The 21,305-nt window shown below is 36.3% G+C and carries 22 protein-coding genes and 1 riboswitch; of the genes, 7 read left to right on the top strand and 15 right to left on the bottom strand.

Translation table 11 applies throughout. The annotated features are described in order from the left end of the window. Positions 1-54 precede the first annotated feature (54 nt). Positions 55-1,596: a class I adenylate-forming enzyme family protein gene (locus AC2VNP_RS16110; protein WP_486918312.1), complete on the top strand. Its 1,542-nt coding sequence runs from the start codon at positions 55-57 to the stop codon at positions 1,594-1,596. Between the two features lie 221 nt (positions 1,597-1,817). Here the strand turns inward: AC2VNP_RS16110 and dcd are convergent, their stop codons facing one another. Further along, on the bottom strand, positions 1,818-2,348 hold the full coding sequence (gene dcd / locus AC2VNP_RS16105; protein ID WP_486918311.1) for a dCTP deaminase: 531 nt from the start codon (positions 2,346-2,348) through the stop codon (positions 1,818-1,820). 169 nt (positions 2,349-2,517) lie between these two features. Here dcd and AC2VNP_RS16100 point away from each other — a divergent pair, with 169 nt between their 5' ends. Then, positions 2,518-3,684: an FAD/NAD(P)-binding protein gene (locus AC2VNP_RS16100; protein ID WP_486918310.1), complete on the top strand. Its 1,167-nt coding sequence runs from the start codon at positions 2,518-2,520 to the stop codon at positions 3,682-3,684. 96 nt (positions 3,685-3,780) lie between these two features. On the opposite strand, the gene AC2VNP_RS16095 is transcribed toward AC2VNP_RS16100, so the two are convergent. Next, complete coding sequence (locus tag AC2VNP_RS16095; protein WP_486918309.1) at positions 3,781-4,077, bottom strand: IDEAL domain-containing protein; 297 nt, start codon at positions 4,075-4,077, stop codon at positions 3,781-3,783. 255 nt (positions 4,078-4,332) lie between these two features. After that, a complete protein-coding gene (gene pcp, locus AC2VNP_RS16090) occupies positions 4,333-4,965 on the bottom strand; it encodes a pyroglutamyl-peptidase I (RefSeq protein WP_486918308.1) in 633 nt (210 codons plus the stop codon). Between the two features lie 170 nt (positions 4,966-5,135). Between pcp and AC2VNP_RS16085 the strand changes: the two genes are divergently transcribed. The 4 genes from AC2VNP_RS16085 to AC2VNP_RS16070 all read left to right on the top strand — a co-directional run bounded on the left by AC2VNP_RS16085 (position 5,136) and on the right by AC2VNP_RS16070 (position 7,310). Then, a complete protein-coding gene (locus AC2VNP_RS16085) occupies positions 5,136-5,447 on the top strand; it encodes a hypothetical protein (RefSeq protein WP_486918307.1) in 312 nt (103 codons plus the stop codon). Between the two features lie 123 nt (positions 5,448-5,570). Beyond that, a complete protein-coding gene (locus AC2VNP_RS16080; protein ID WP_486918306.1) occupies positions 5,571-5,927 on the top strand; it encodes a YhjD family protein in 357 nt (118 codons plus the stop codon). 81 nt (positions 5,928-6,008) lie between these two features. Then, positions 6,009-6,443 (top strand): universal stress protein, encoded by a 435-nt coding sequence (locus AC2VNP_RS16075; protein ID WP_486918305.1) that lies wholly within the window; start codon positions 6,009-6,011, stop codon positions 6,441-6,443. 165 nt (positions 6,444-6,608) lie between these two features. Continuing rightward, entirely contained in the window at positions 6,609-7,310 is a 702-nt protein-coding gene (locus tag AC2VNP_RS16070; RefSeq protein ID WP_486918304.1) for an MgtC/SapB family protein, read from the top strand. A 311-nt stretch (positions 7,311-7,621) separates the two neighbouring features. On the opposite strand, the gene mgtE (AC2VNP_RS16065) is transcribed toward AC2VNP_RS16070, so the two are convergent. The 3 genes from mgtE (AC2VNP_RS16065) to mgtE (AC2VNP_RS16055) all read right to left on the bottom strand — a co-directional run bounded on the left by mgtE (AC2VNP_RS16065) (position 7,622) and on the right by mgtE (AC2VNP_RS16055) (position 11,320). Next, positions 7,622-8,983, bottom strand: a complete 1,362-nt coding sequence (gene mgtE / locus AC2VNP_RS16065; RefSeq protein ID WP_486918871.1) for a magnesium transporter — start codon at positions 8,981-8,983, stop codon at positions 7,622-7,624. A 158-nt stretch (positions 8,984-9,141) separates the two neighbouring features. Next, positions 9,142-9,855, bottom strand: a complete 714-nt coding sequence (locus AC2VNP_RS16060; RefSeq protein WP_486918303.1) for an MgtC/SapB family protein — start codon at positions 9,853-9,855, stop codon at positions 9,142-9,144. A gap of 103 nt (positions 9,856-9,958) precedes the next feature. Beyond that, complete coding sequence (gene mgtE, locus AC2VNP_RS16055; protein ID WP_486918302.1) at positions 9,959-11,320, bottom strand: magnesium transporter; 1,362 nt, start codon at positions 11,318-11,320, stop codon at positions 9,959-9,961. Between the two features lie 277 nt (positions 11,321-11,597). Beyond that, a riboswitch (M-box (ykoK) riboswitch) is annotated at positions 11,598-11,762 on the bottom strand. Positions 11,763-12,019: 257 nt separating this feature from the next. Between mgtE (AC2VNP_RS16055) and AC2VNP_RS16050 the strand changes: the two genes are divergently transcribed. After that, positions 12,020-13,018, top strand: coding sequence for a potassium channel family protein (locus AC2VNP_RS16050; protein WP_486918301.1), 999 nt, complete (start codon positions 12,020-12,022; stop codon positions 13,016-13,018). A 96-nt stretch (positions 13,019-13,114) separates the two neighbouring features. Here the strand turns inward: AC2VNP_RS16050 and AC2VNP_RS16045 are convergent, their stop codons facing one another. The 9 genes from AC2VNP_RS16045 to AC2VNP_RS16005 form a co-directional block, all read right to left on the bottom strand. Further along, positions 13,115-13,477, bottom strand: a complete 363-nt coding sequence (locus tag AC2VNP_RS16045) for a response regulator (protein WP_486918300.1) — start codon at positions 13,475-13,477, stop codon at positions 13,115-13,117. A 14-nt stretch (positions 13,478-13,491) separates the two neighbouring features. Then, positions 13,492-13,959 (bottom strand): chemotaxis protein CheW, encoded by a 468-nt coding sequence (locus tag AC2VNP_RS16040; RefSeq protein WP_486918299.1) that lies wholly within the window; start codon positions 13,957-13,959, stop codon positions 13,492-13,494. Positions 13,960-13,984: 25 nt separating this feature from the next. Beyond that, positions 13,985-16,060 (bottom strand): chemotaxis protein CheW, encoded by a 2,076-nt coding sequence (locus AC2VNP_RS16035; RefSeq protein ID WP_486918298.1) that lies wholly within the window; start codon positions 16,058-16,060, stop codon positions 13,985-13,987. Between the two features lie 334 nt (positions 16,061-16,394). Continuing rightward, positions 16,395-16,988 carry a FixH family protein gene (locus AC2VNP_RS16030; protein ID WP_486918297.1) on the bottom strand — a complete coding sequence of 198 codons (594 nt, stop codon included), beginning with the start codon at positions 16,986-16,988 and terminating at the stop codon, positions 16,395-16,397. 152 nt (positions 16,989-17,140) lie between these two features. Beyond that, a complete protein-coding gene (locus AC2VNP_RS16025) occupies positions 17,141-18,529 on the bottom strand; it encodes a sensor histidine kinase (protein WP_486918296.1) in 1,389 nt (462 codons plus the stop codon). Further along, positions 18,526-19,212: a response regulator transcription factor gene (locus AC2VNP_RS16020; protein ID WP_486918295.1), complete on the bottom strand. Its 687-nt coding sequence runs from the start codon at positions 19,210-19,212 to the stop codon at positions 18,526-18,528. Before AC2VNP_RS16020 ends, AC2VNP_RS16025 begins: the two co-directional genes overlap by 4 nt. Beyond that, entirely contained in the window at positions 19,205-20,188 is a 984-nt protein-coding gene (locus AC2VNP_RS16015) for a YncE family protein (RefSeq protein ID WP_486918294.1), read from the bottom strand. Before AC2VNP_RS16015 ends, AC2VNP_RS16020 begins: the two co-directional genes overlap by 8 nt. 120 nt (positions 20,189-20,308) lie before the next feature. Next, the gene (locus AC2VNP_RS16010; protein ID WP_486918293.1) at positions 20,309-20,782 is read right to left on the bottom strand and encodes a thioredoxin family protein; all 474 of its coding nucleotides are present in this window, start codon (positions 20,780-20,782) and stop codon (positions 20,309-20,311) included. A 6-nt stretch (positions 20,783-20,788) separates the two neighbouring features. Continuing rightward, positions 20,789-21,217 (bottom strand): disulfide oxidoreductase, encoded by a 429-nt coding sequence (locus AC2VNP_RS16005; RefSeq protein WP_486918292.1) that lies wholly within the window; start codon positions 21,215-21,217, stop codon positions 20,789-20,791. Positions 21,218-21,305 lie beyond the last annotated feature (88 nt).

The following is a 21,305-nucleotide window of genomic DNA, read 5'->3' as shown; positions in this document are numbered from 1 at the left end:
TTTTCTGAATTTTGTTACAATGTTTGTATAATCGTTTAAAAAGGATGTGAGTTTGTGCTTACTGTCGGCTCTTTCTTCAAACAAAACGCTTCTAAATTCCGCGAAAAACCTGCTGTCATCTTTCATAATCAAATACTTACATACGAAGAACTTAATACGAGAACCAATCAATTAGCAAATGCCTTTACGAAAAGAGGATTTCAAAAAGGTGACAAAGTCGCCGTATTGATGAAAAATCATTCTAGTTATATTGAAATCATTGGTGCACTTGCTAAAATTGGTGTCATCCTCGTTCCCATTAACTACCGCTTACTAAGTAAGGATATTGAATATATTCTAAACCATTCTGAATGCCGCGCTGTCATAACGACTGGTGAATATGAATCGATCGTTCGTAACGTTATCCCTTATACTCCGGCTCTAGATACACTTCTTGTCGTAGATGGTCAAGCCGATTATCCATTCTATCAATATGAGGCATTCCTTCAGTCTGGTTCTTCAGAAGAACCTAATGTACACATTGACGAAAACGACCCCTTTTATTACGGATATACATCTGGGACAACTGGAAAACCAAAAGCCGTTGTCATCTCACACCGTTCACGTGTTCTTACTGGAATAGTTGCTGCTTATGAGTACAAAATTGATGAGTCTGATATTCATATTGTTGCTGGACCAATCTATCATGCAGCCCCATGGATATTCTTACTGATGCAACTCATTGTTGGCGGTACGATCGTTATTCAAGAAACCTTCGATGCGGAAGAATTTCTACAATTAACGGAAAAGTATCAAGTAACTAATACCTTTATGGCTCCGACGATGTTTAATTTTATTCTTAACCTTCCTTCTGAAACAAAAGCTAGCTATAATCACAAGACTATGCGCGTACTCATTTCGGCTGGAGCACCATTACCTACACAAACAAAAAATGAAATACTAGAATATTTTAATGGTACTGACCTTCACGAATTCTATGGATCTACTGAAAGCGCAATAACGTTAAATATTAAGCCAAAAGACATTAAAGAAAAAGATGCTTGTGTTGGACAGCCGTTTCCACTAGTAGAATGCTTGCTATTAGATGAACAGAAAAATCCAGTTGCTACTGGCGAGGTTGGCGAACTTTATATTAAAGCTCCATATTTATTAGATGGATACTATCAAAATGAAGAAGCTAATCGCGGGTCTTTTTATGGTGAATTTTTTACGGTTGGCGATATGGCCCGTCAGGACGATGACGGCTATTATTATATTGTGGATCGAAAAAAAGATATGCTGATTAGTGGCGGTGTTAATATATATCCCCGTGAAATTGAGGAGTTTTTATATACACATGCAGGCATTTTAGAAGTTGCTGTCATCGGTGTCCCTGATCCGATTTGGGGTGAGTCCGTGAAGGCGATTGTCGTCCCTAAAGAAGGTGTCTCCTTAACAGCGGAAGAGATTATCACCTACTGTGAAGGCAGATTAGCTAGTTACAAGAAGCCGAAATCCGTAGACTTCGTTTCAGCTTTGCCACGAAATCCGTCTGGTAAAATACTAAAAAAAGAACTCCGTGCCCCTTACTGGCAAAGTCAAGGAAAGAGAGTCTAAGTTTGCATAAAACAAGTAACCGTTGAGTTGGGACGCCCCACTCTAGCTAGGAAAACAACAAAATACTGTACTTTAATCTAGTTCCTCTATTTTACTTGACTCATAGGAAGCTAAATTATGTGCAAGATACTAACTTATTATAGAGCCACATCCAGTGAACTCTGCGACAACTAGAAACGAAAACAGCAGGCCTGTCTTTGGCCCGCTGTTTTTGAATAGCGCTAATCGATATCTTTATATATTCGACTTCCTACAGCTTGACGTTGTCCTTGGTATTTTCCTTGATATGGGGTTTTGGCTTCTTGATCCATTAGTGCAAAAACAAGTTGACAAATTCGACGACCAGACTTCAATTTTATAGGAAGTCGATTGGCATTATATAGCTCTAAAGTAATTTCACCTTCAAATCCTGGGTCAACCCAGCCGGCATTTTGAATGAATAACCCCATCCTTCCAATGGAACTTCGCCCTTCTACAAATGCGGTTACATGATTTGGAAGCTTTATATATTCTTTCGTTGTTGCTAATAGAAATGAGTTTGGTGGAATGACAACTTCATCGCTTTCAAATTCAATATACTTCGCTTCTTTATCAAGTGATATTGATTCGATGGCATTTTCATCAATTTTTAAAAAGTGTGTTCCTAAACGAATGTCTACAGAAGCGGGTTGCACTTGTCCATCCACTAAAGGCTCTATTGAAAGCTCTCCTTTGTTTAACATTTCATTTATCGTCTTATCTGATAAGATCATCACTTTCTCCTCACTATTACTAAAATTATTTACCTTAAAACAAAACGTAATTGTTACGATTTATAGTGTACCATATTCTTGACCATCATAAAAGAATACATTGCATAATAAACAGTATTTTTGTATATTAAATAGTAATGATTACGATTATAGTTTTGGAGGTTACATCATGTTTGACTGGCTAATTATCGGTGGAGGTATTCAAGGTTGTACTGCAGCTGTTTATCTCTTAAAACAGAAGAAAGTTGCAATTGAAAACCTAGCCATAATTGATCCAAATGAAAAGCCATTATCGATGTGGCATCATTGTACATCAACTATTGAAATGCCTTATTTACGTTCCCCGTCGATCCATCATCTGGCCCCCGCTCATTTTGACCTCGAAAAGTTTTCGAAAACGTCAAGCGGAAAGCCGTTCGCTGCTTTCTATAAGCCATATGATCGACCTGGTATACAGCTTTTTAACACTCACTGTGATCATCTATTTAAAGAAACAAATCTTTATAATAGTTGGATTCAAGGCAGAGTCGTTCAATTAAAGAAAGACAGCCAGAATTGGCAAGTTGTTCTTAAAGACGGGCAACAGTTCGCAAGCAAAAATGTAATATTAGCCATTGGATTAAGCGAACATCCATTTTGGCCTGAGTGGGCGATTACAGCTAAGGAAAACGGTGCCTCTATTTCACATGTGTTTGACCGTGAACATCCGATACCAAAAACTATTAAATCCTTAATGATTGTCGGTGGCGGAATTACAGCTGCTCATGCTTCCATCAAATGGAGTCGTCATCTTCCAGGAAACGTGACTCAAATTTCAAGACATTCCCTTCGAGTTCACCAGTTTGACTCGGACCCAGGATGGCTCGGTCCCAAATTAATGAGAAGCTTCCAAGCCGTTTCAAGTTATGACAAGCGACGAGAAATGATACGTCAAGCTAGACATCGAGGTTCATTACCCCTTGACCTAAAAGCAAAAGTTAGTAAGCAAATTAAAAGTGGTGCACTCTCTTTTTTACGTGGTGAAGTTGAGGACCTGCAAATAAACGACTTCATGAATGAAGTTAAGTTACTGTCTGGTGATACAGTTAAAAGTGAACATATTCTTCTTGCAACTGGTTTTCATCAATCACCGCCTGGTATTGAATGGCTGAGTACAACGATTGAAGAACGTCAGCTCCGATGTGCCGCATGTGGATATCCGATATTATCTAATTCTTTACAATGGGATGAAGGGTTGTATGCCATGGGTGCTCTTTCTGAACTTGAAATTGGACCTGTCGCCAGAAATATTTCCGGCGCGCGCCGAGGAATTGAAAAGATACTACAGTCGATTTAACTTCATATTGACTCTTACTCTCTCAGTAGCTACCCCACCACAAGTAAATAATTAAAAAAACAAAAAAAGCAGAGTGCCCAAGACACTCTGCTATCATTAATCAACAAATTGAATATTTAGTTCATACCCTTTTTCAAACAACGTTTTCCCTGGACGATAACGATCCAACAACTCATTATAATGTGTTGATAATACGAAAAATCTTTTTTCATCCTTTTCCACTAACGCCTCATCAATTTGGTTACAAATTGCATTTTTCTGATACTCGTATATGGAATATTCAAGCATCGCTTGGGCATACAGGGAATTCAGAATTTCTTCTGAAGGCTTCTTCTTATTACGAATCGCGGCTAATTGTTTCATAAGCTTTTTATCAATGGCAAATTTGTTCATAGAAGTTACCCCCTTTTTGTTATTTTACATTAAATTTTCAAATAATTCAAACATTTTTAATGTCCAATTTTGACCAATTTTATCTAATCCTTATTTTCATTGGTATTACATTCTGTTTTCCCTAGTTTATTCACCCCTAAACCTATCTGATGATTAAAATAAGCCCATTTTACAGAAAAATAAAAGCACTCTATATATCCAATGCAACAGTGCATCAGTACTTTAATAGAGTGCGAAGAAAACGATTATATTCAGTTAGTTTGTTTGTGAATTGTCTCGTATCGCTTCAATCATTAGTGCTAAACCTCTTATTTGTTCACTCATCGACATACTTGGAACATTCGGGCGGTTAACGACCATGTCTGGAGTGGCAGGAAAGTGAACAAAACCAGCTTTTATCTGAATTTGTTTCTTATTCATATGATGTAAAATTCCATATAATGTATTATTACAAATATAAGTACCTGCTGTATTTGAAATTTGTGCTGGGATCCCTTCTTGAACTAATCGTTCTACCATTAGTCTGATGGGCAGCGTCGTAAACAATCCATCGGGACCATCCGTAATAATCGGGCGGTCTACCGGTTTATCTCCCTGATTATCTCCTTTATCGCCCTCCCCTGCAGTATCTTGGATATTAATTCCAATTCGTTCTGGAGTAATTGAAGCTCGTCCAAACGCAAGACCACAAGACAGAACAACATCAGGGTTAACTTCTTCAATTTTAGCTAAGAGTTGATCTACACATGTTCCATATACAACTGGTAAACCGATTATTTCTATTTCTACTCCCTCAACACCTAGTTCTTGAACTTCTTTTACCATCTCCAACGTAGGATTTACTTTAAACTCTCCAAATGGCTCAAAGCCTGATAATAAAACTTTCATTATTAAATTACGCCTCCCTCATAGCTGTATACTTTCATTTTAAAGGTCAAACCGTCAAGTGGCAATTTTCTTAAGCATTTGAACATAAATTAGTTTGATTACCAAATTGTTTTTCTTTCATTATTCATGTCTTCTGTCTATAATGAAAAAGGTTATAAGGAGTGATCATCATGAACCCGCCAAAAGGTTTATTAGACAGCATTAACAAATTTGAAGACCTCATCAAACAAGCTCCTGACACTCGAGCATCTGTACCAGATTTTTTAAAATTTATTCGTTATTTTTTACGTACAAAAGATCCCAAACATTCATTACCAACAATCGAAATAATGTCACTATTAAAACATCACAAACCTATTGTATTCGGATACTTGCGGAAACAAGGGAGTATGGATGCTAATTTAAGAATGATTACTCAATTACAAATGGATGTTTACCGAGCTGAACAGCGTCTGCAGGATTTAAAAAATAAATTACATTAAAAAACCGAGGGATCAATTTTGCATCCTCGGTTTTTTGTATCCAGAAATTAATAGTTGTAAAGGAACATTCGTTTGCATATAATGTATACAAACAAATGTTCTTAGAATGGAGTTTGATAGCTTATGATGATTACTACAGAAGAACAAAAAGCGATACATCATTATGTGCTATTAACAATTGCACGAAAAGCGTTAGAAAAAGATTTAGAGCGACTCAAAGCATTACCATTGAAGCTCCAACCTTCATACCTAACACTTACAACGACTGTACTTGATCAACTCAGTAAAGAATTAGGAGTGATTAAGCGTTATATGAAGCAAAATGAATTACGGGTTCATCCGGGAAAAAATGATGGAACCTTTTCACATTACAACTATTTTTGTCGGGGATATGAAGGGCAAAACCATTATTTAAATGTCAACTTAAAAAATCAAGTAACAGAATACATTACAAACTGCTTTGCAAACGGAGTGAAGTAAATTGTTCACAAATGCGAGCTTGAAAATTATTTAATTATGATAAACTTAAATCATCATAATGTTGGAAAAGGGGTTTCTAACGTGGACAAAAACATAATTATTGTACCTGTAGACGGCTCTGCATTTGCACTTGAAGCTGTTCATTACGCTGTAAAAACAGCAAAAGCATTTAATTCTAATCTACTATTATTAAATGTCCAACCCAAGTATAACGAAGCCACAGCTCTTTTGCTTTCAGAAAAAGAGCTGATTAATATTCAAGAAGGTGAAGCGAACCGAATTTTTCAGAAAGTCGAACCTATTCTTAAGGATGAAAATATCTTGTACGAAACCAAAATTCGAGTCGGACTGCCCTCGATTGAAATTACCAGTGAAGCAAAAGAACAACAGGCAGAAGCCATTATAATGGGAACCCGTGGTATGGGACCTGTTGTTGGGCAAGCCTTAGGAAGTGTTAGTTATAGCGTTTCTCATTTAACCCCTTGCCCATTAATACTTGTCCCTACGAAAGTTTAATTAATATTTAGAACGAGCGAACAGTATAAATTCGCTCGTTCTTTTTTTGTGCAAATTTAGTGAGGATCAGGAATGATTAATGAGACTTTTTTTAGTGGAAAGTCATATATTTTTTCATATTTTATATTATTTATATAATAGTTAGTTTTTAAAAGATTAGGGGAGGTGAAGAGGATATTACTCACTGAATTTAATTTTGAGATACTTATTAAGTTAAGTTTTGCTGCTATAGCTGGATTAGTTATTGGTTTGGAACGAGAACTAAAAGGTAAACCGTTAGGCTTAAAGACATGTCTAATTGTCTCTGTAATATCTTGTTTACTTACCGTAGTATCTTTTGAATCTGCGTTCTTATATTCTAAGGAATATTCACGCCCTATGGACCCCGGTCGTATTCCTTCTTATATAATTAGTGGGATCGGTTTTTTGGGTGCTGGTGTCATACTGCGCCGAAGTAATGAAGCCATTTCAGGACTAACTACAGCTGCATTAGTCCTTGCCTCAGCAGCGTTAGGGATAACGATTGGGGCAGGGTTTTATTTCGAAGCTCTTACTGGCGTATTTTTTATTATTTTAGGCATGAAAGTAATTCCTTATTTCTTTAATAAGCTCGGTCCGAAAAAGCTAAATGAAAAAGAAATCAAAGTAAAGCTGTACATCAAAGAAACAACAGATTTAACAACACTGCTAAAGGAAATTAAAGCAAAAAGTTTTGGAATAAAGCAAGTAAAGATAAAAGAAGAAGCAGACGATCTAATTATCACTTGTATTGTAACTGCCCATAAAAAATTTTATACGACAGATATATACTATGCGATCAAATCGTTAAATGGGGTAATTAAAGTAGATGCTGAGAGTTTACAATAAGGCTGAAGGAAAATCTCCCATTTCACTCAACATCATTTGGCGCTGTTAACCAGTTGGGCAGATATTCAATTTTGTGTATTTAGCCATGCTGGTGGTTGATGCAAATAGATTTAGGTAATCCCGTTGCAATACACTGGATTAGTGCGCTGTTAAGCAAAAATCTAGGAGACTTCGTTAACCAATACACCGGGTTTGTGCACTCTTGAGGAGATATATAGGAAAATCATAGCCAATACCCTTTGCTACGATCTTCCTTCGGATAAAGCTACAAAAAGAGATGGTGCGTCGCACCACCTCTTTCTTTTTCCTAATTACAAATATTGAAGCATCAAACTTGCGATTGAGAAATAGATGAACAACCCAACAATATCATTGATAGTTGTAATAAATGGACCTGAAGCAACAGCTGGATCTACTTTAAAACGATGAACGATCCAAGGAATAGTCGTTCCTGTTATCGTTGAAATAACGATCGTACAAAACAATGAAATGCCTACAATTATTCCAAAATACATTCCACTAATATCAAAAAGTAAGGCGATAAAAAATGCAATGATACCACATGTAAAGCCCATCAACAGACCTGTTACTGCTTCTCTTTTAAGCAATTTACGAAAAACATTATGTTGTTCTAAACTCCCAAGTGCAATACTTCTAACGACAACTGCTAAAGATTGAGTTCCTGTATTTCCTCCCATATCTGCTATTAGAGGAATAAATATCGCTAAAATGGCCATCTCAGCGAGGGTACTTTCAAATTGACCGATAATACTTGCTGTACCAATACCAAGGATCATTAAGATGATTAACCAAGGTAAACGGCGTTTGGCAGCGACTAGAGGACTTACTTCAATATCCACCGAACCCCTCGTAGCCATTAAATCCTCAATATCTTCTGTTGTTTCTTCTTCAACTATATCCATTACATCATCTACGGTTACAATTCCTAAAATGACATCTTTTTCTGTAACGACAGGTACCGCAATTAAATCATAGTCTTTAATAATTTCAGCAACATGTTCTTGATCCGTAGTAGGTACAACAGAAATAAATTGCTTTTTCATGATATCTGCTACAGCTTGTTCCGGTTCAGCTAGGATCATTTCTCTTAAAGAAAGAACTCCTTTTAAGACCCTCTTCTCATCAGTGACGTAAATGTAATAAATCGTTTCCGCATCTTTTGCTTCGGTTCTTAACCTTTGCATAACATTTTCAGCTGTTTCCACTTCTAATGCGGTAATAAATTCTGTTGTCATTAAAGAACCTGCAGTATCATCATGATAAGACAATAACCTTTTAATGTTATCGGCATCGTTTTTATTCATCCGATCAAGGAAGTAATTGGCTATATGTTCAGGTATTTCGCTTAAGAAATCCGTTACATCATCTGCTGATAATTCCTCCAACAAAGTAGGAACCCGATGTTCATCAAACTCTGAAATGACAATTTTTTGTTGTTTCACAGGCAACCCAACAAAAATATTTGAAAACTCTTTTATAGATAAATAGTCGTAGACTACGTGCCGTTTTATCTCACTAAATTCTTGAAAAATTTCAATTTGATCGGTTGGATGCAGCGACAGAAAATCTCTTCGGAATTCTTCTTTCTTTTCTTGTTTTAAATATAAGTGCAAATAAAACGTATACTCTTCGCGGTTTTTTAAATTAAGCATCACCAGATAGGTACCTCCCCTCACAGAGGCTTATTTTTTACACATTAAGAAATGATAAATTGGAAGCAAAGAACGTATATTCGACGTTGTAAACAATTAAGTATAAGTGCAACTACGCCTTGTCTTCGCTTAAAGGCTCGCCAATCTGCGAGTTTTCTTTACAAATGTTCCACATCGACAGTTAACACATGATCGATTTTTTTAAATAAATAGTAAATTTCAGTCGTGTATTGCTTTTCTGGCGCTGAAATCGTTAAATCAATTTGTTGATTTCCATTTTCTAAGTCTCTAATTTTAATATTTCGGATATCAATTTCATATTTTTTTTGTTGCTTTAAGCTATCTCCTTTTCGTTCAATCGCTTGTAGGAGCTCTGTCATTTTCATGTTTGGTTCCATCACAATTTTAACAGCGACATCGCGTTTGCTCAATGTGCTTGGTCCTAACCGCTTAACAAATAGAGGCAAAATATTAACGGCTGCAATGAGGAGAATCACTACATAAAAGGCTTCCGCATAAAAACCTGCACCGATTGCAATTCCTAAACCCGACGCTGCCCAAATCATAGCAGCTGTCGTTAAACCAGAAATGACATCATTACTTCTTCTTAAGATGACACCGGCACCTAAAAAACCGACACCACTAACAATTTGCGCTGCTAGTCGCATTGGATCCATAGTGTTAAAAGTAGGTGTTGCATAACGATGGAACGATTCAACCGATACGATGGTAATAAGGCAACTAGCAACACAGATGACCATGCTTGTCTTTAATCCAAGAGGTTTATGCTTAAGTTGTCGATCAATTCCTATTAGAAGTCCAAGCAAAAGCGCAATAGACAATTTAATAAATACTTCATACGGCAGCACCATCAACACCTACCTCCCAACTTTTAAATTTTGCTCTTTATTTCTATACATACACCGGTGCCAGGCACCTTTAGTTCGCTAAAGGTGCCTGGCACCGTGTTTTTTATTATAGATAATTAATTAAAGATGTTGCGATTGAGAAGTAAATAAGTAAACCTAAAATATCGTTTACTGTTGTAATAAATGGACCTGACGCAATCGCTGGGTCTAATTTTAATTTATTAATAATTACAGGAACAACTGCCCCGATAATTGTTGAAACACTTAATGTAAAGAATAGTGAAATACCTACGATAAACGCTAGCATAAAACTTCCATAAATGAATGGGACTAATACCATTAAAACAACGGCACAAATTAAACCTAGCATTAATCCTGTACCGAATTCACGCTTGATGGTTGACCAAAGACCTTTCTTTTCAAGAGCGCCTGTAGCTAATGCACGAACCATAACTGCTAGTGACTGTGTACCAGTGTTCCCAGCCGAGTCCATAATTAACGGAATGAATACTGCTAATAAAACAATTTCCTCTAACGTTTCTTCAAACTGACCAATTACACCAGCTGTAATAAGACCAAAAAACATTAATAAAATAATCCAAGGTGAACGTTTTTTAGCTGCAGTAAATGCAGTTACATTAACATCGGTTGCACCTCTAACTGCAGAAATTTCACCTAAATCCTCAGTTGCTTCATCCTCTAGAACGTCCATAACATCATCGACTGTGACGATACCAATTAACTCGCTAGTACTTGTAACTACAGGAGCAGCAAGAAAATCATACTTCTTAATTAACTTTGCTACTTCTTCTTGGTCCATATGTGCTTCAACCGAAACAACACGTGAACTCATAATGTTTTCAATTTTTTCATTGGTTGGTGCAATAATCAGGTCACGAAGCGAAATTACCCCAACTAATTTATCTTTCTCATCAACGACATACAAATAATAAACCGTTTCAGCATCAGGACCTTGTTCACGTAGAAGTTGAACTACTTCAGCTGCTGTTTGTGTCGCTTTAATTGCGATATATTCTTTTGTCATAATCGCACCAGCGGTTTCTGGTGGATAAGATAATAGTTCTTTTACGTCATCTGCATCTTCTTTATCCATTGCACTTAAGATGGCCTTAGCCTTAGCATCTTTAATTTCAGCAAGGTAATCCGCTACATCATCGGCATACATGTTGTTAAACATTTCTGCAATGAAGTCATCATCTAATTCAAGTGCAATTCTTTTTTGATCATCAATTTCTAACTCTTGGAATACCTCAGCAAATTCAGCCGCTGAAAGATAGGCATAAACTAGTTCGCGTTGGTCTTTCTCTAAGTTAGTGAATATATCCATTTGATCTGTTGGATGTAATTCAAGAAATGCCTCTCTAAATTGCTCTTTGTCATTTTCTTTTAAAACTTGAAGAATATGATTTACGTATTCTTCTCGTGTTTGTTCGTTTAGTCTAACCACGGTCGTTTCCTCCTTGTGAGGAGAACTAATTCCACCAAACTTCTACTCGGGAGTGAAGTGGGGCTCTCCCTATTTCTTGTATTATTCCTTTTGTCTGTATTAATAAACCACAATTTGTCGAATCAGGTTCGGGACTACTATCCATTCCACAACACCTCCCGTTTTTTTATGTATTTGGTAATATAAAATAAAAAACACCTTCTACGAGAGAAGGTGTTAAATTCAACATAAATTAGCGCATACTTATTATATAAGCATACCAAAAAAATGTTCATTACCATTCCTTCAATCGTAGAGCTTTAGCACTGTACGGCATAGGTCATTGACCAGCTACATTAAAAACCACCTTATTTCGATGGTTCCTGTTGACCCATTGGCGTCTTTAGACATTTTTGGGCAGCAGCGTATCTCCGTACAGGAGCCTCACCTAACGAGGAACATTATTCAATTACTTTGTAGATGTTACATGAAGTCAGACTAGCTGTCAACCACACAAATAAAAATTTTATAAATAAATATTTCTCCTTTATTCCTCCTAGAAGATCTAATAAAAACATCATATCGCTCTGTTTTTATCACGCCTTTTAAACCAGCAACTTCCATGCACAATTTGTTTCTAAAACTTTCAAATTCAATTATAAACTAAGACTTTTTTAATAGTATAATTTGTTTATCTTAGTGAAAGTGAGTCATTTTTTTATGTTGAAAAAAAACGTAATTTATTCACTGCTCTTAATGACTATTGTAACACTCATTGGTGCGGTAGGATTTATGTTAACAGAAAGACTTCATTTCTACGATGCGCTGTGGTTAACGGTAGTCTCCTTACTAACGATTGGTTATGGCGATATCTCACCAGAAACTCCAGGTGGTAAAATTATTACTTTTATTATCATTCCGATTGGGATCGGCCTAGCAACTTACATACTTGCAGTTATTGCAGCATTTGTTATTGAAGGGAAAATATTTAATAAAGTAGGTAAGCGAAAGATGGAAAAAAAGTTATCAAAACTGAAAGACCATATTATCATTTGCGGATACGGTCGTGTCGGCATACAAGTAGCTAAACAACTAGAACACGTTGGGATTGATTTTGTTCTCATTGAAATGGACGATAAGATTGAACAGGAGCTTGAACATGGAAAAATATTTATCAAAGGGGATAGCAGAGAAGATCAAACTTTACTAGATGCGAGAATCCACCATGCTAAAGGATTAATAGCTACGCTTCCCAATGATGCAGACAATGTATTTATTACATTAACAGCTAAAGGACTTAACCCAAACGTACAAGTGATTTGTCGAACAAATAAACAAGAATCTGAAGCGAAGTTATATCGCGCCGGTGCAGACAAAGTAATTAACACAGCGAGCATCGGCGGCCAAAAGCTCGCCATGTCTTTATTGAAACCAATCAGCATTGAATATATTGAAACGGTATTTCATGATCATGAAAATGAATATAACGTTGAAGAAGTTTTATTAGGCTCCTCTTCACTTTTTCTAAATCAATCAATTGCGGAATTGAACGTTAGAGGAACATACGGTATTACAATTGTGGCTGTAAAACGTGAAAGAGATTTCTTTGGCAATCCTAAATCTGACTTTTGCTTTAAATCAGGAGATCTGTTAATTGTATTAGGCACGTCACAAGAATTAGAGGGTTTCAAAAAAGTTATTAACTCTAAAAGTCCTTAAGTTACACGCGCATAGTATTTTTTATAATAATAAAAGAAGCTGCATCCCTTCCGATGGCAGCTTCTTTTATTGGTAGTACTTTCCTTCTAATTGGTACTATGAGTTCGCAACTTTTTGCAGTGCTTCAATTACACGATCTGCTTGAAACGGCTTAACGATAAAGTCTTTGGCACCTGATTGAATCGCATCGATAACCATAGCTTGTTGCCCCATCGCAGAACACATAATTACTTTAGCATTTGGATTAATCCTTTTGATGTCACGCAACGCTTCAATACCGTCTTTTTCAGGCATTGTTATATCCATTGTTACAATATCAGGATTTAACTCTTTGTACTTTTCTACTGCTTCTTGACCATTTGCCGCTTCACCGACAATATTGAAATCATTTTTAGATAAAATATCTTTAATCATCATTCTCATAAAAGCAGCATCATCTACAACTAAAACAGAAGTCATCTTAACACCTCACACTATTTTTCCTTGCTTAAAATATCAACACTAGCAATTACTTTATCTATATTTAATAATGTAAATAATCGGTTTTCAAGCTTTACGACTCCCCTTAAATAGTCAGCTTCTAAACCGCCAACTACTTCAGGAGTCGGTTCGATTTTCTCGATAGGAATATCGATCACATCATTAGCCCCGTCTACAATAAAACCAATTTCAATATCATCTTTAGAGATGACTAGAATTCGCGTAGCATCATCTGATTTTTTCGGTTCAATACCGAAGCGCTTTCTTAAGTCGATAATCGGAGTTATAACCCCACGTAAATTCATAACACCTGTAATAAAATGTAATGTTCTAGGAATACGCGTTACGGGTTGCATTCTCTCAATCGATTGAATATAGTCTACTTCAATCGCATATTCCTCATCTTTTAACTGAAAAACAATGACTTTTAATTCATTTCCTACTGCACTTTCAACAGACATTAGGGTTTGCCTCCCATCCTTGTAATTACTTAATTAGTGCATTTGTATCCACGATTAAAGCTACTTGACCATTTCCAAGAATAGTTGCACCTGAAATTGCAAATACATTTGTCAGATAGTTTCCTAGTGACTTAAGTACAATATCATGTTGTCCAATTAAAGAGTCAACAACAAGTCCTGCAATTTTATCGCCTTTATGAACAATAACTAAAGAATAAAACTCTTCCTCTTCCTCTTTTTCTACAGGTACTTCAAAAATATCCTTAAGGAATACGAGTGGTACTACCTTCCCACGGAAGTCAATCACTTTTTGATTATGTGCACTATACACTTCTTTTTTGTTGACAATTGCTGTCTCCACAATCGAAGACAGCGGGATTGCATATTTTTCATCGCTGACTTCGATTAACATAACATCAATAATAGAAAGTGTTAACGGTAATTGGATGGAGAAAACAGATCCTTTACCTAGAGTTGAATCAACGGTGACTACTCCGCCTAATGATTCAAAAGTGGACCTAACGACATCAAGACCTACACCTCGCCCTGAAACATCGGTCACTTTATCAGCTGTACTGAAACCAGCTCTAAATAAAAGACCATAGATTTGCTGATCTGTCATTTTACTTGCTTCTTCTTCAGTAACGACACCATTAGTCAGTGCTTTGTTTAAAACTTTATCACGATTAATACCGGCTCCATCGTCTTCAATCTCAATAAACACATTGTTTCCACTATGATACGCTTTAAGGATGACCGTTCCTTCTTCTGGTTTACCTAATTCACGTCGTTTTTCTGGAGTTTCGATCCCGTGGTCAATCGAATTACGGATTAAATGCACGAGTGGGTCCCCAATTTCATCGATAATCGTTCGATCAAGCTCTGTTTCAGCACCAAGGATTTGAAGATTAACTTTTTTATTTAAATCTTTCGATAAGCTGCGAACCATACGCGGGAAGCGGTTAAACACTTGCTCGACTGGCATCATTCTCATATTCAAAATGATTTCCTGAAGATCACCAGAAATTCGAGACATTCTTTCAACTGTTTCATTCAACTCATTATTTTTTAAATCACTAGCTATTTGTTCTAGACGACCGCGATCAATAACTAGTTCTTCAAATAAGTTCATTAAAACATCGAGTCGCTCAATATTAACTCGAATGGTCTTATTTCCGTCAGTGCCCGATTTTCTTCCATTCTTTTTCGTTTTATCTTCGGCAGGCGTTTCTTGTGCCTGTTGGACATCTTCTTGCTTATCGATTATTTCAGCTTCTGCTTTAACTTCGCCAGCTTCTTTTTCAGAAGATGCTCTCTTTAAATCGTCCAAATTTAATTGATGAACTTGTACATCAACAATTTCTGAAACTTTATTTACTCGCTTCATAATTTCGTCTGCATTAATTTTAGAGATGAATGTGACGACAAATTCTAAGTCAAATTTTTCTTCTTCTAGGTCTTCTGCACTTGGATTCGATTTAATGATTTCACCGACTTGTTCAAGTACTTCAAACACCATGAACACACGAGCAGCTTTCAGCATCGTTCGCTCATCTAAAGAAATTTTTACTTGAAAGGATTGATAGCCTTGTTCTTGCGATTGCGTCAGAACCGTCAGTTCAAACTGATCATAGGATACATCAAAAGCTGCTGTGACTGTTCCTTCTTCAGCCTCAACAACATTTGTCATTTCTACAGTAGCCGCAACTTGTGAAAGTGCACCACCTTTTTCAATTTGGTCTAGTAATTCTGTTACATTTGTAACATCACGCTTACCTGTTCCACCTGAAGCGATATCATTAACCATGGCTTCTAGATCATCTACTGCTGCAAAGACAACATCTAGTACAGCTGTTGTCGCTTCAAGTTTTTGGTTTCTTATTAAATCTAGTACATTTTCCATACTATGTGTTAAATGAGCTAAATCTTCATAACCCATCGTCGCTGCCATACCTTTTAACGTATGTGCAGAGCGAAAAATCTCCCCAACAATAGCTAAATTGCCAGGTTCATTCTCTAATAATAGTAAGTTGTCATTTAATGACTGTAAGTGTTCTTGGCTCTCATCGATAAATACATCTAAGTATTCTGAATTACTCAAGACTATCTTCACCTCAATATATTAGTCTAACGAAGTTTTGTTATATAAACATCAGTTCTAGAACTAGATACAACACATTTAAATAATAAAAATCTAAGTATAGTAAACAACTAAATCATACCATAATATATAGTAAAAAAGTAACGTCCAAAGGAGCCTATTTAACCATATAATAAACTAATCTTACCTAAGAAAATAGTCCAAACAATAAATTCAATAAAATAATGACCAAACAATTGACGATTTCTAGTAGAAAGGTTCCAGATACCAAAAACATAAAAAAGCTTAGAGAATATACTCCTTCTCCAAGCTTTTGAAAACTCTCTATATGATTTTAGTGGTTATGTTCATCTTCTTCATCATCGTCATTGTGATGATCGTGTCCATGGTCCTCGTGGCCTTCATGGTCTTCGTGATCTTGATGTTCACCATCGTCTCCATGCTCCCCGTGACCTTCCATTTTAGTGGTTACTATATCGGGTTGAGCTGTAATCGCTTCTACATCAACATCTCCTACAACAACCTTCTGCTTTTCCATACGGTGCATCGCGCATGCTGTTACATGATAATAAGCATAATATACGCCTTCTTCTGGGAACGTCCAGTCTAATGTGTATAAACCGTCTCCTTGATTTTCAGTTTCTAACATATGGTGGTAGTCCGGATTCGCATGTTCCCATATTTCAAATTGAACATCATCTGCCTGTTCTACATCAAATCCATCGTGGGTTACATGAGCAGTGAATTGAATGATTTCATCACTATTAATCGTTTCTGGATCCCACATAAAATCAACTTCAATCGGAACAAGCGGGTTTTCGCATGGACCACCAACCACATTAGCTTGTCCATCATCCTCTGCTTGACCACAGGCTGTCATAAGCCCTAATAGCAAAACTGAACCAATAATACTTAACTTCTTTTTCATTTTAATATCTCCTTCTATATTATAAAGACTTTTAGATTACTGCAACTTCTTCCTTTTACGTTATATTGAATTTGTGATAAAACTTTGAAATCTCTCAAAAAAATCTTTGAACATTTAATTAGACACTGTATTTTACCTGTGTTTATCAGTGATTATTCAAGTTCAAATAGTGGGATGGTGATAGAAACAGCTGTACCTTTTCCGACTTCTGATTGGATCGTTAGTCTGCCATCATGTAATTTCACAATTTGTTGAACAATTGCGAGCCCTAAACCTGTTCCTCCATCATTACGAGTCCGACCTTTATTCACACGATAAAACCGTTCAGTAATTTTCTCTACATCCTCTTTAGGGATTCCTTCCCCTTCATCGGCAATTACAAGTAGGGCTTCATTGTTAATTGTAGACAGAACAACATTAATTACCCCATGTTCCTTACTATAGCGTATTGCATTATTTAACACATTAGAGATGACTTGAGCTAAACGGTCCTCGTCACCTTCAACGATAATTTCTTCATCTAATTTCTTCTTAAGATTTATCTTCTTTTCTTTAGCATTCCATTCAAACTTTTGGACCACATCTTCAATAAGTTGCGCAAAAGGTAGCGGTACTTTTTTTATTGGATAGGAGTCACCTTCTAGTTGTGCTAAATCTAACAAATCATGTACAAGCCTACCAATATAGGCAGTCTCTTTTTTCATTGTATCAATATATTTTTCTTGTGATATCATCTCTTCTTCAAACGCTTCTGTATAACCTTTCATATAACTAATCGGTGTTCGCAGTTCATGTGAAACATTAGATAGGAACTCTCTTCGCTTCGATTCTACTTGTTCAAGTGAATACGACATTCGATTAATAGACGTAGCTAATTGGCCAAGTTCATCTTTTCTATTAATATTTGCACGCTTAGAAAAATCACCATCTGCCATTTTGTTAGTGACTTCCATCATTTGTTCAATCGGATGAATAAAAAAACCTGTAATTTTCCTAGTAACAACGCTAATAAAAATGAGTGTGAAAATCACTAATCCAATGAGTATAAAGCGGATCGACTCAAAAGGCTCGTAAACTGCAGCTAAAGGCATATATAAAAAGAGGGCCGCTTCTAGTCCGTTGATGCCCTGAATAGGAATAACTACTGCTACTATATCTTGAGCAAACCTAGGGTGTTCCCGGATGAGTATAAGTGTTTCACCTTCTAATAACACTTGACGCTCTTCAAACGTAATTAATGTTTCTTCAATTTCAATTTCAAATGGAAGTCCACCACTTAGTAACATTCGATCTTTCGTATAAATAACATTCGCTTCTAACACAGTATCCAGCCAGGCGATTTGTTCGATTAGTTCATCCTCTGAAAACTGATCATATTGTGAAGCAACAGCTTGTCCGTGATGTTGTAATAACGAGATCTGTTTTTCAACATAAAACTTTTCGTATAAAAAATACGTCAATACAAAAATCGCTATTATAGTTAAAGAAATGAGCAGAATAAAGGACATCCATATCCGTTGCTTTAACCCGCCCTTCTTCATTCATTGTCTCCTTCAAATTTGTATCCAACACCCCAAACCGTTTTAAGCCAATTTCCATACTTCCCTAATTTAATACGCAGTGTTTTAATATGGGTATCCACGGTGCGAAAAGTTCCTTTTTCGTAATCCATTCCCCAGACGAAATCATGAATTTGTTCCCGACTAAATACCATCTTTTCATGTTCAATGAGATATAAAAGTAAATCATACTCTTTTCTCGTCAATGTCACTTTTTGTTCATCTGCCATAACGGTTCTTCCTTCAGTGTCAATTTCAAGACCTCCAAATCGTATAACAGAAGTCTTTTTCGTCGTTAGTTCTATCCGGCGAAGTTGTGCTTCAATTCTAGCTACTAGTTCTTTAGGGCTAAAAGGCTTAACAACATAATCATCTGCTCCAATTTTTAACCCTTGAACGCGATCCATTTCACCGCCTTTTGCCGTTAGCATAATAATTGGCATTGTCCATTTTCCCCTTATTTTTTCGCATGCTGTATAACCGTCCATCGTCGGCATCATAACGTCCAAAACAATTAAATCTACTTTTTCTCGCTGTAAAATCGGAAATATATCGGTCCCATCATGAGCTTTTAATACGTGATAGTTTTCCTTTATTAAGTAAGAAGAAACTAACTCGACTAATTCTTTTTCATCATCGACCACTAATATTGTTTTTTTAATCATTTTCAACCGCTCCTATAGCAACTCCAAATGGTCCAGCAGCTAATTCAATTTCCGTTATCACTTCATAAGTATGACGATCAATAACTGATAACACATTACCATCTAAGCCTGTAACAAAAAGGTGTTGTAACGTGGCACTCATATAATGCGGGTTATCGCCGACCACAACCCGTTCTATAACTTCATATGTGTTACGATCAATGGCGTACAAATCACTAGACCCATGACATAATACGTAAAAGTGATCTCCTACCGCATCATCATAAATAAAGATTGGCATTAAACCTACATGAACTTCTTTCACTCTTTCCCCTGTAAACGGGTCATACGCCACAATGCTTTCATTCCAATTCGTAAAGTGACCATGACCTGCAACCCATAGATATTGCCCGTCAAAAAATAAATCGGTTGGTAATTCTAACACAGGAAAGGTTAGTTCCACTTCGTTATTTAAACGATTAATAACTGTTATCGTCGGTGTCTCACCACTACTAAGGATAAAAATAAATTCTCCATTATCATCTAAATTAGCTTGAATTGGATTCGTCTCAACATCTATTGAGACGAGCTTTTGTTTATTTTCTAACTGATAGACATGTAATTGATGCCCTTTCGCGTCTGTAATATATAATAGTTGTTCTTGCGCATCCACGTTCATACTCGTGATTCCATGACCAAATTCAAGTAACGTTTCTATTTTTCCTGAATGTAAATCTACTAGTAATACTTCATCCTCCAGCTTCCCGGCAATAGCCACTTGATTCGGTCTGATCGCTTCAAGTGAGTGAATTTCAAATGGAAACTCTTCCGAATAAACCACCTCGTACGACTCCAAATCAATAAAACTAAGCTTTTTATCCTTTAGATGTGTCACCATTACGAGCGGTTGTTTGTCAGGAAGTGACAGGTGAAATTGTTGACAGCCTGTTAAAACAAACAAGAATAGCAAAACAGCTATAATTAATTTTCCCTTCATTTTCATCACCTATTTTATACAGTAATCGTTTCTTCGTTTTAAAGTATCATACATTTGTGATGAGTTTGTGAAATCAATAAAAAGAGACTAACGTCTACTGTTAGTCTCCCCTGATTTACCTTAGTTTAAAGCCTTTACTTGCTCAAACCAAGAACGATATTCTTCTTCTGAATATAAACCTTCCACTCTTCCAAGTTCTTGTCCATTCTCATAATGAACAATCGTCGGTGTTGATTGGATATTGTGCCCTGACCAACCTTCATTAAACTCAAGAAGGTTATATAGTTTTAAATCTATTCCCATGTCCGCAGTCATCGGTACAATAATTGGAGATGCCTCTAAACATGCAGGACATGTTGGCTGATAAAAGTACACCGTCATACTTTCCCCATCTTCTAAAGACGATTTAAGTTCTTCTGGTAAAATAATATTTTGATAATTGGGATCATCTAATTGATTAATTGTTGCCTGGTTAAGATTAGACTTTCCATACGGATTTCCTTCAACCTTTTTACTCGTTGAAGCATTATTGACAACTGCTAGAGCCGCAAAAATCCCGACAACTACGACTAAAAAAATAATGATTTTCTTCATCGGCTTCTATCTCCCCTGATTTGTTTTTATAATAACGACGCTAATAACAAAAATAATCGTAAATCCAACTAAAGCTAAAAACGGAATCGTAATAAACCCGAACCAATTAATATATTGACCTGCACACGGAATCAGCCCGCACGAATCAAGTTCTGTCATCGCTGGTACTTTTTGCAATAAATAATGATAAAACGCAATGATTAAGCCAATCCCTGAGAATACAGCAGAATATAAGGCTTGCTTCGTATCCTTTTTCACAACAGCAATTCCTAGTATGATGACGATTGGATACATGAAAATACGTTGATACCAGCAGAGTTCACACGGAATGTAACCGAGTATTTCTGAAAAATATAAACTGCCAATCGTAGCAATTAATGAGACTCCCCATGCTGCAAATAATAGATTTTCGTTTTGTTTTATGTTATTTTTCATCGTTCACCCTCATTAAGCTTATTCGTAATAAACTCTACTCCTAATAGTACAAAAAAAATAGACATACAGCAATCAAACACCGTTATAT

Source organism: Alkalihalobacterium sp. TH-98 (assembly GCF_057473385.1).
This window is presented reverse-complemented; position numbering and strand designations above follow the sequence as displayed.

Bases quoted from the DNA above. Each gene is read 5' to 3' on its own strand.
- AC2VNP_RS16025 (WP_486918296.1), bottom strand. From the start codon at position 18,529: ATGAAGAAGGGCGGGTTAAAGCAACGGATATGGATGTCCTTTATTCTG.
- AC2VNP_RS16080 (WP_486918306.1), top strand. From the start codon at position 5,571: ATGATGATTACTACAGAAGAACAAAAAGCGATACATCATTATGTGCTA.
- mgtE (WP_486918871.1), bottom strand. From the start codon at position 8,983: ATGCTTAATTTAAAAAACCGCGAAGAGTATACGTTTTATTTGCACTTA.
- AC2VNP_RS16095 (WP_486918309.1), bottom strand. From the start codon at position 4,077: ATGAACAAATTTGCCATTGATAAAAAGCTTATGAAACAATTAGCCGCG.
- AC2VNP_RS16060 (WP_486918303.1), bottom strand. From the start codon at position 9,855: ATGGTGCTGCCGTATGAAGTATTTATTAAATTGTCTATTGCGCTTTTG.
- AC2VNP_RS16005 (WP_486918292.1), bottom strand. From the start codon at position 21,217: ATGAAAAATAACATAAAACAAAACGAAAATCTATTATTTGCAGCATGG.
- dcd (WP_486918311.1), bottom strand. From the start codon at position 2,348: ATGATCTTATCAGATAAGACGATAAATGAAATGTTAAACAAAGGAGAG.
- AC2VNP_RS16020 (WP_486918295.1), bottom strand. From the start codon at position 19,212: ATGATTAAAAAAACAATATTAGTGGTCGATGATGAAAAAGAATTAGTC.
- AC2VNP_RS16045 (WP_486918300.1), bottom strand. From the start codon at position 13,477: ATGACTTCTGTTTTAGTTGTAGATGATGCTGCTTTTATGAGAATGATG.
- pcp (WP_486918308.1), bottom strand. From the start codon at position 4,965: ATGAAAGTTTTATTATCAGGCTTTGAGCCATTTGGAGAGTTTAAAGTA.
- AC2VNP_RS16100 (WP_486918310.1), top strand. From the start codon at position 2,518: ATGTTTGACTGGCTAATTATCGGTGGAGGTATTCAAGGTTGTACTGCA.
- AC2VNP_RS16030 (WP_486918297.1), bottom strand. From the start codon at position 16,988: ATGAAAAAGAAGTTAAGTATTATTGGTTCAGTTTTGCTATTAGGGCTT.
- AC2VNP_RS16015 (WP_486918294.1), bottom strand. From the start codon at position 20,188: ATGAAGGGAAAATTAATTATAGCTGTTTTGCTATTCTTGTTTGTTTTA.
- AC2VNP_RS16010 (WP_486918293.1), bottom strand. From the start codon at position 20,782: ATGAAGAAAATCATTATTTTTTTAGTCGTAGTTGTCGGGATTTTTGCG.
- AC2VNP_RS16040 (WP_486918299.1), bottom strand. From the start codon at position 13,959: ATGTCTGTTGAAAGTGCAGTAGGAAATGAATTAAAAGTCATTGTTTTT.
- AC2VNP_RS16050 (WP_486918301.1), top strand. From the start codon at position 12,020: ATGTTGAAAAAAAACGTAATTTATTCACTGCTCTTAATGACTATTGTA.
- AC2VNP_RS16085 (WP_486918307.1), top strand. From the start codon at position 5,136: ATGAACCCGCCAAAAGGTTTATTAGACAGCATTAACAAATTTGAAGAC.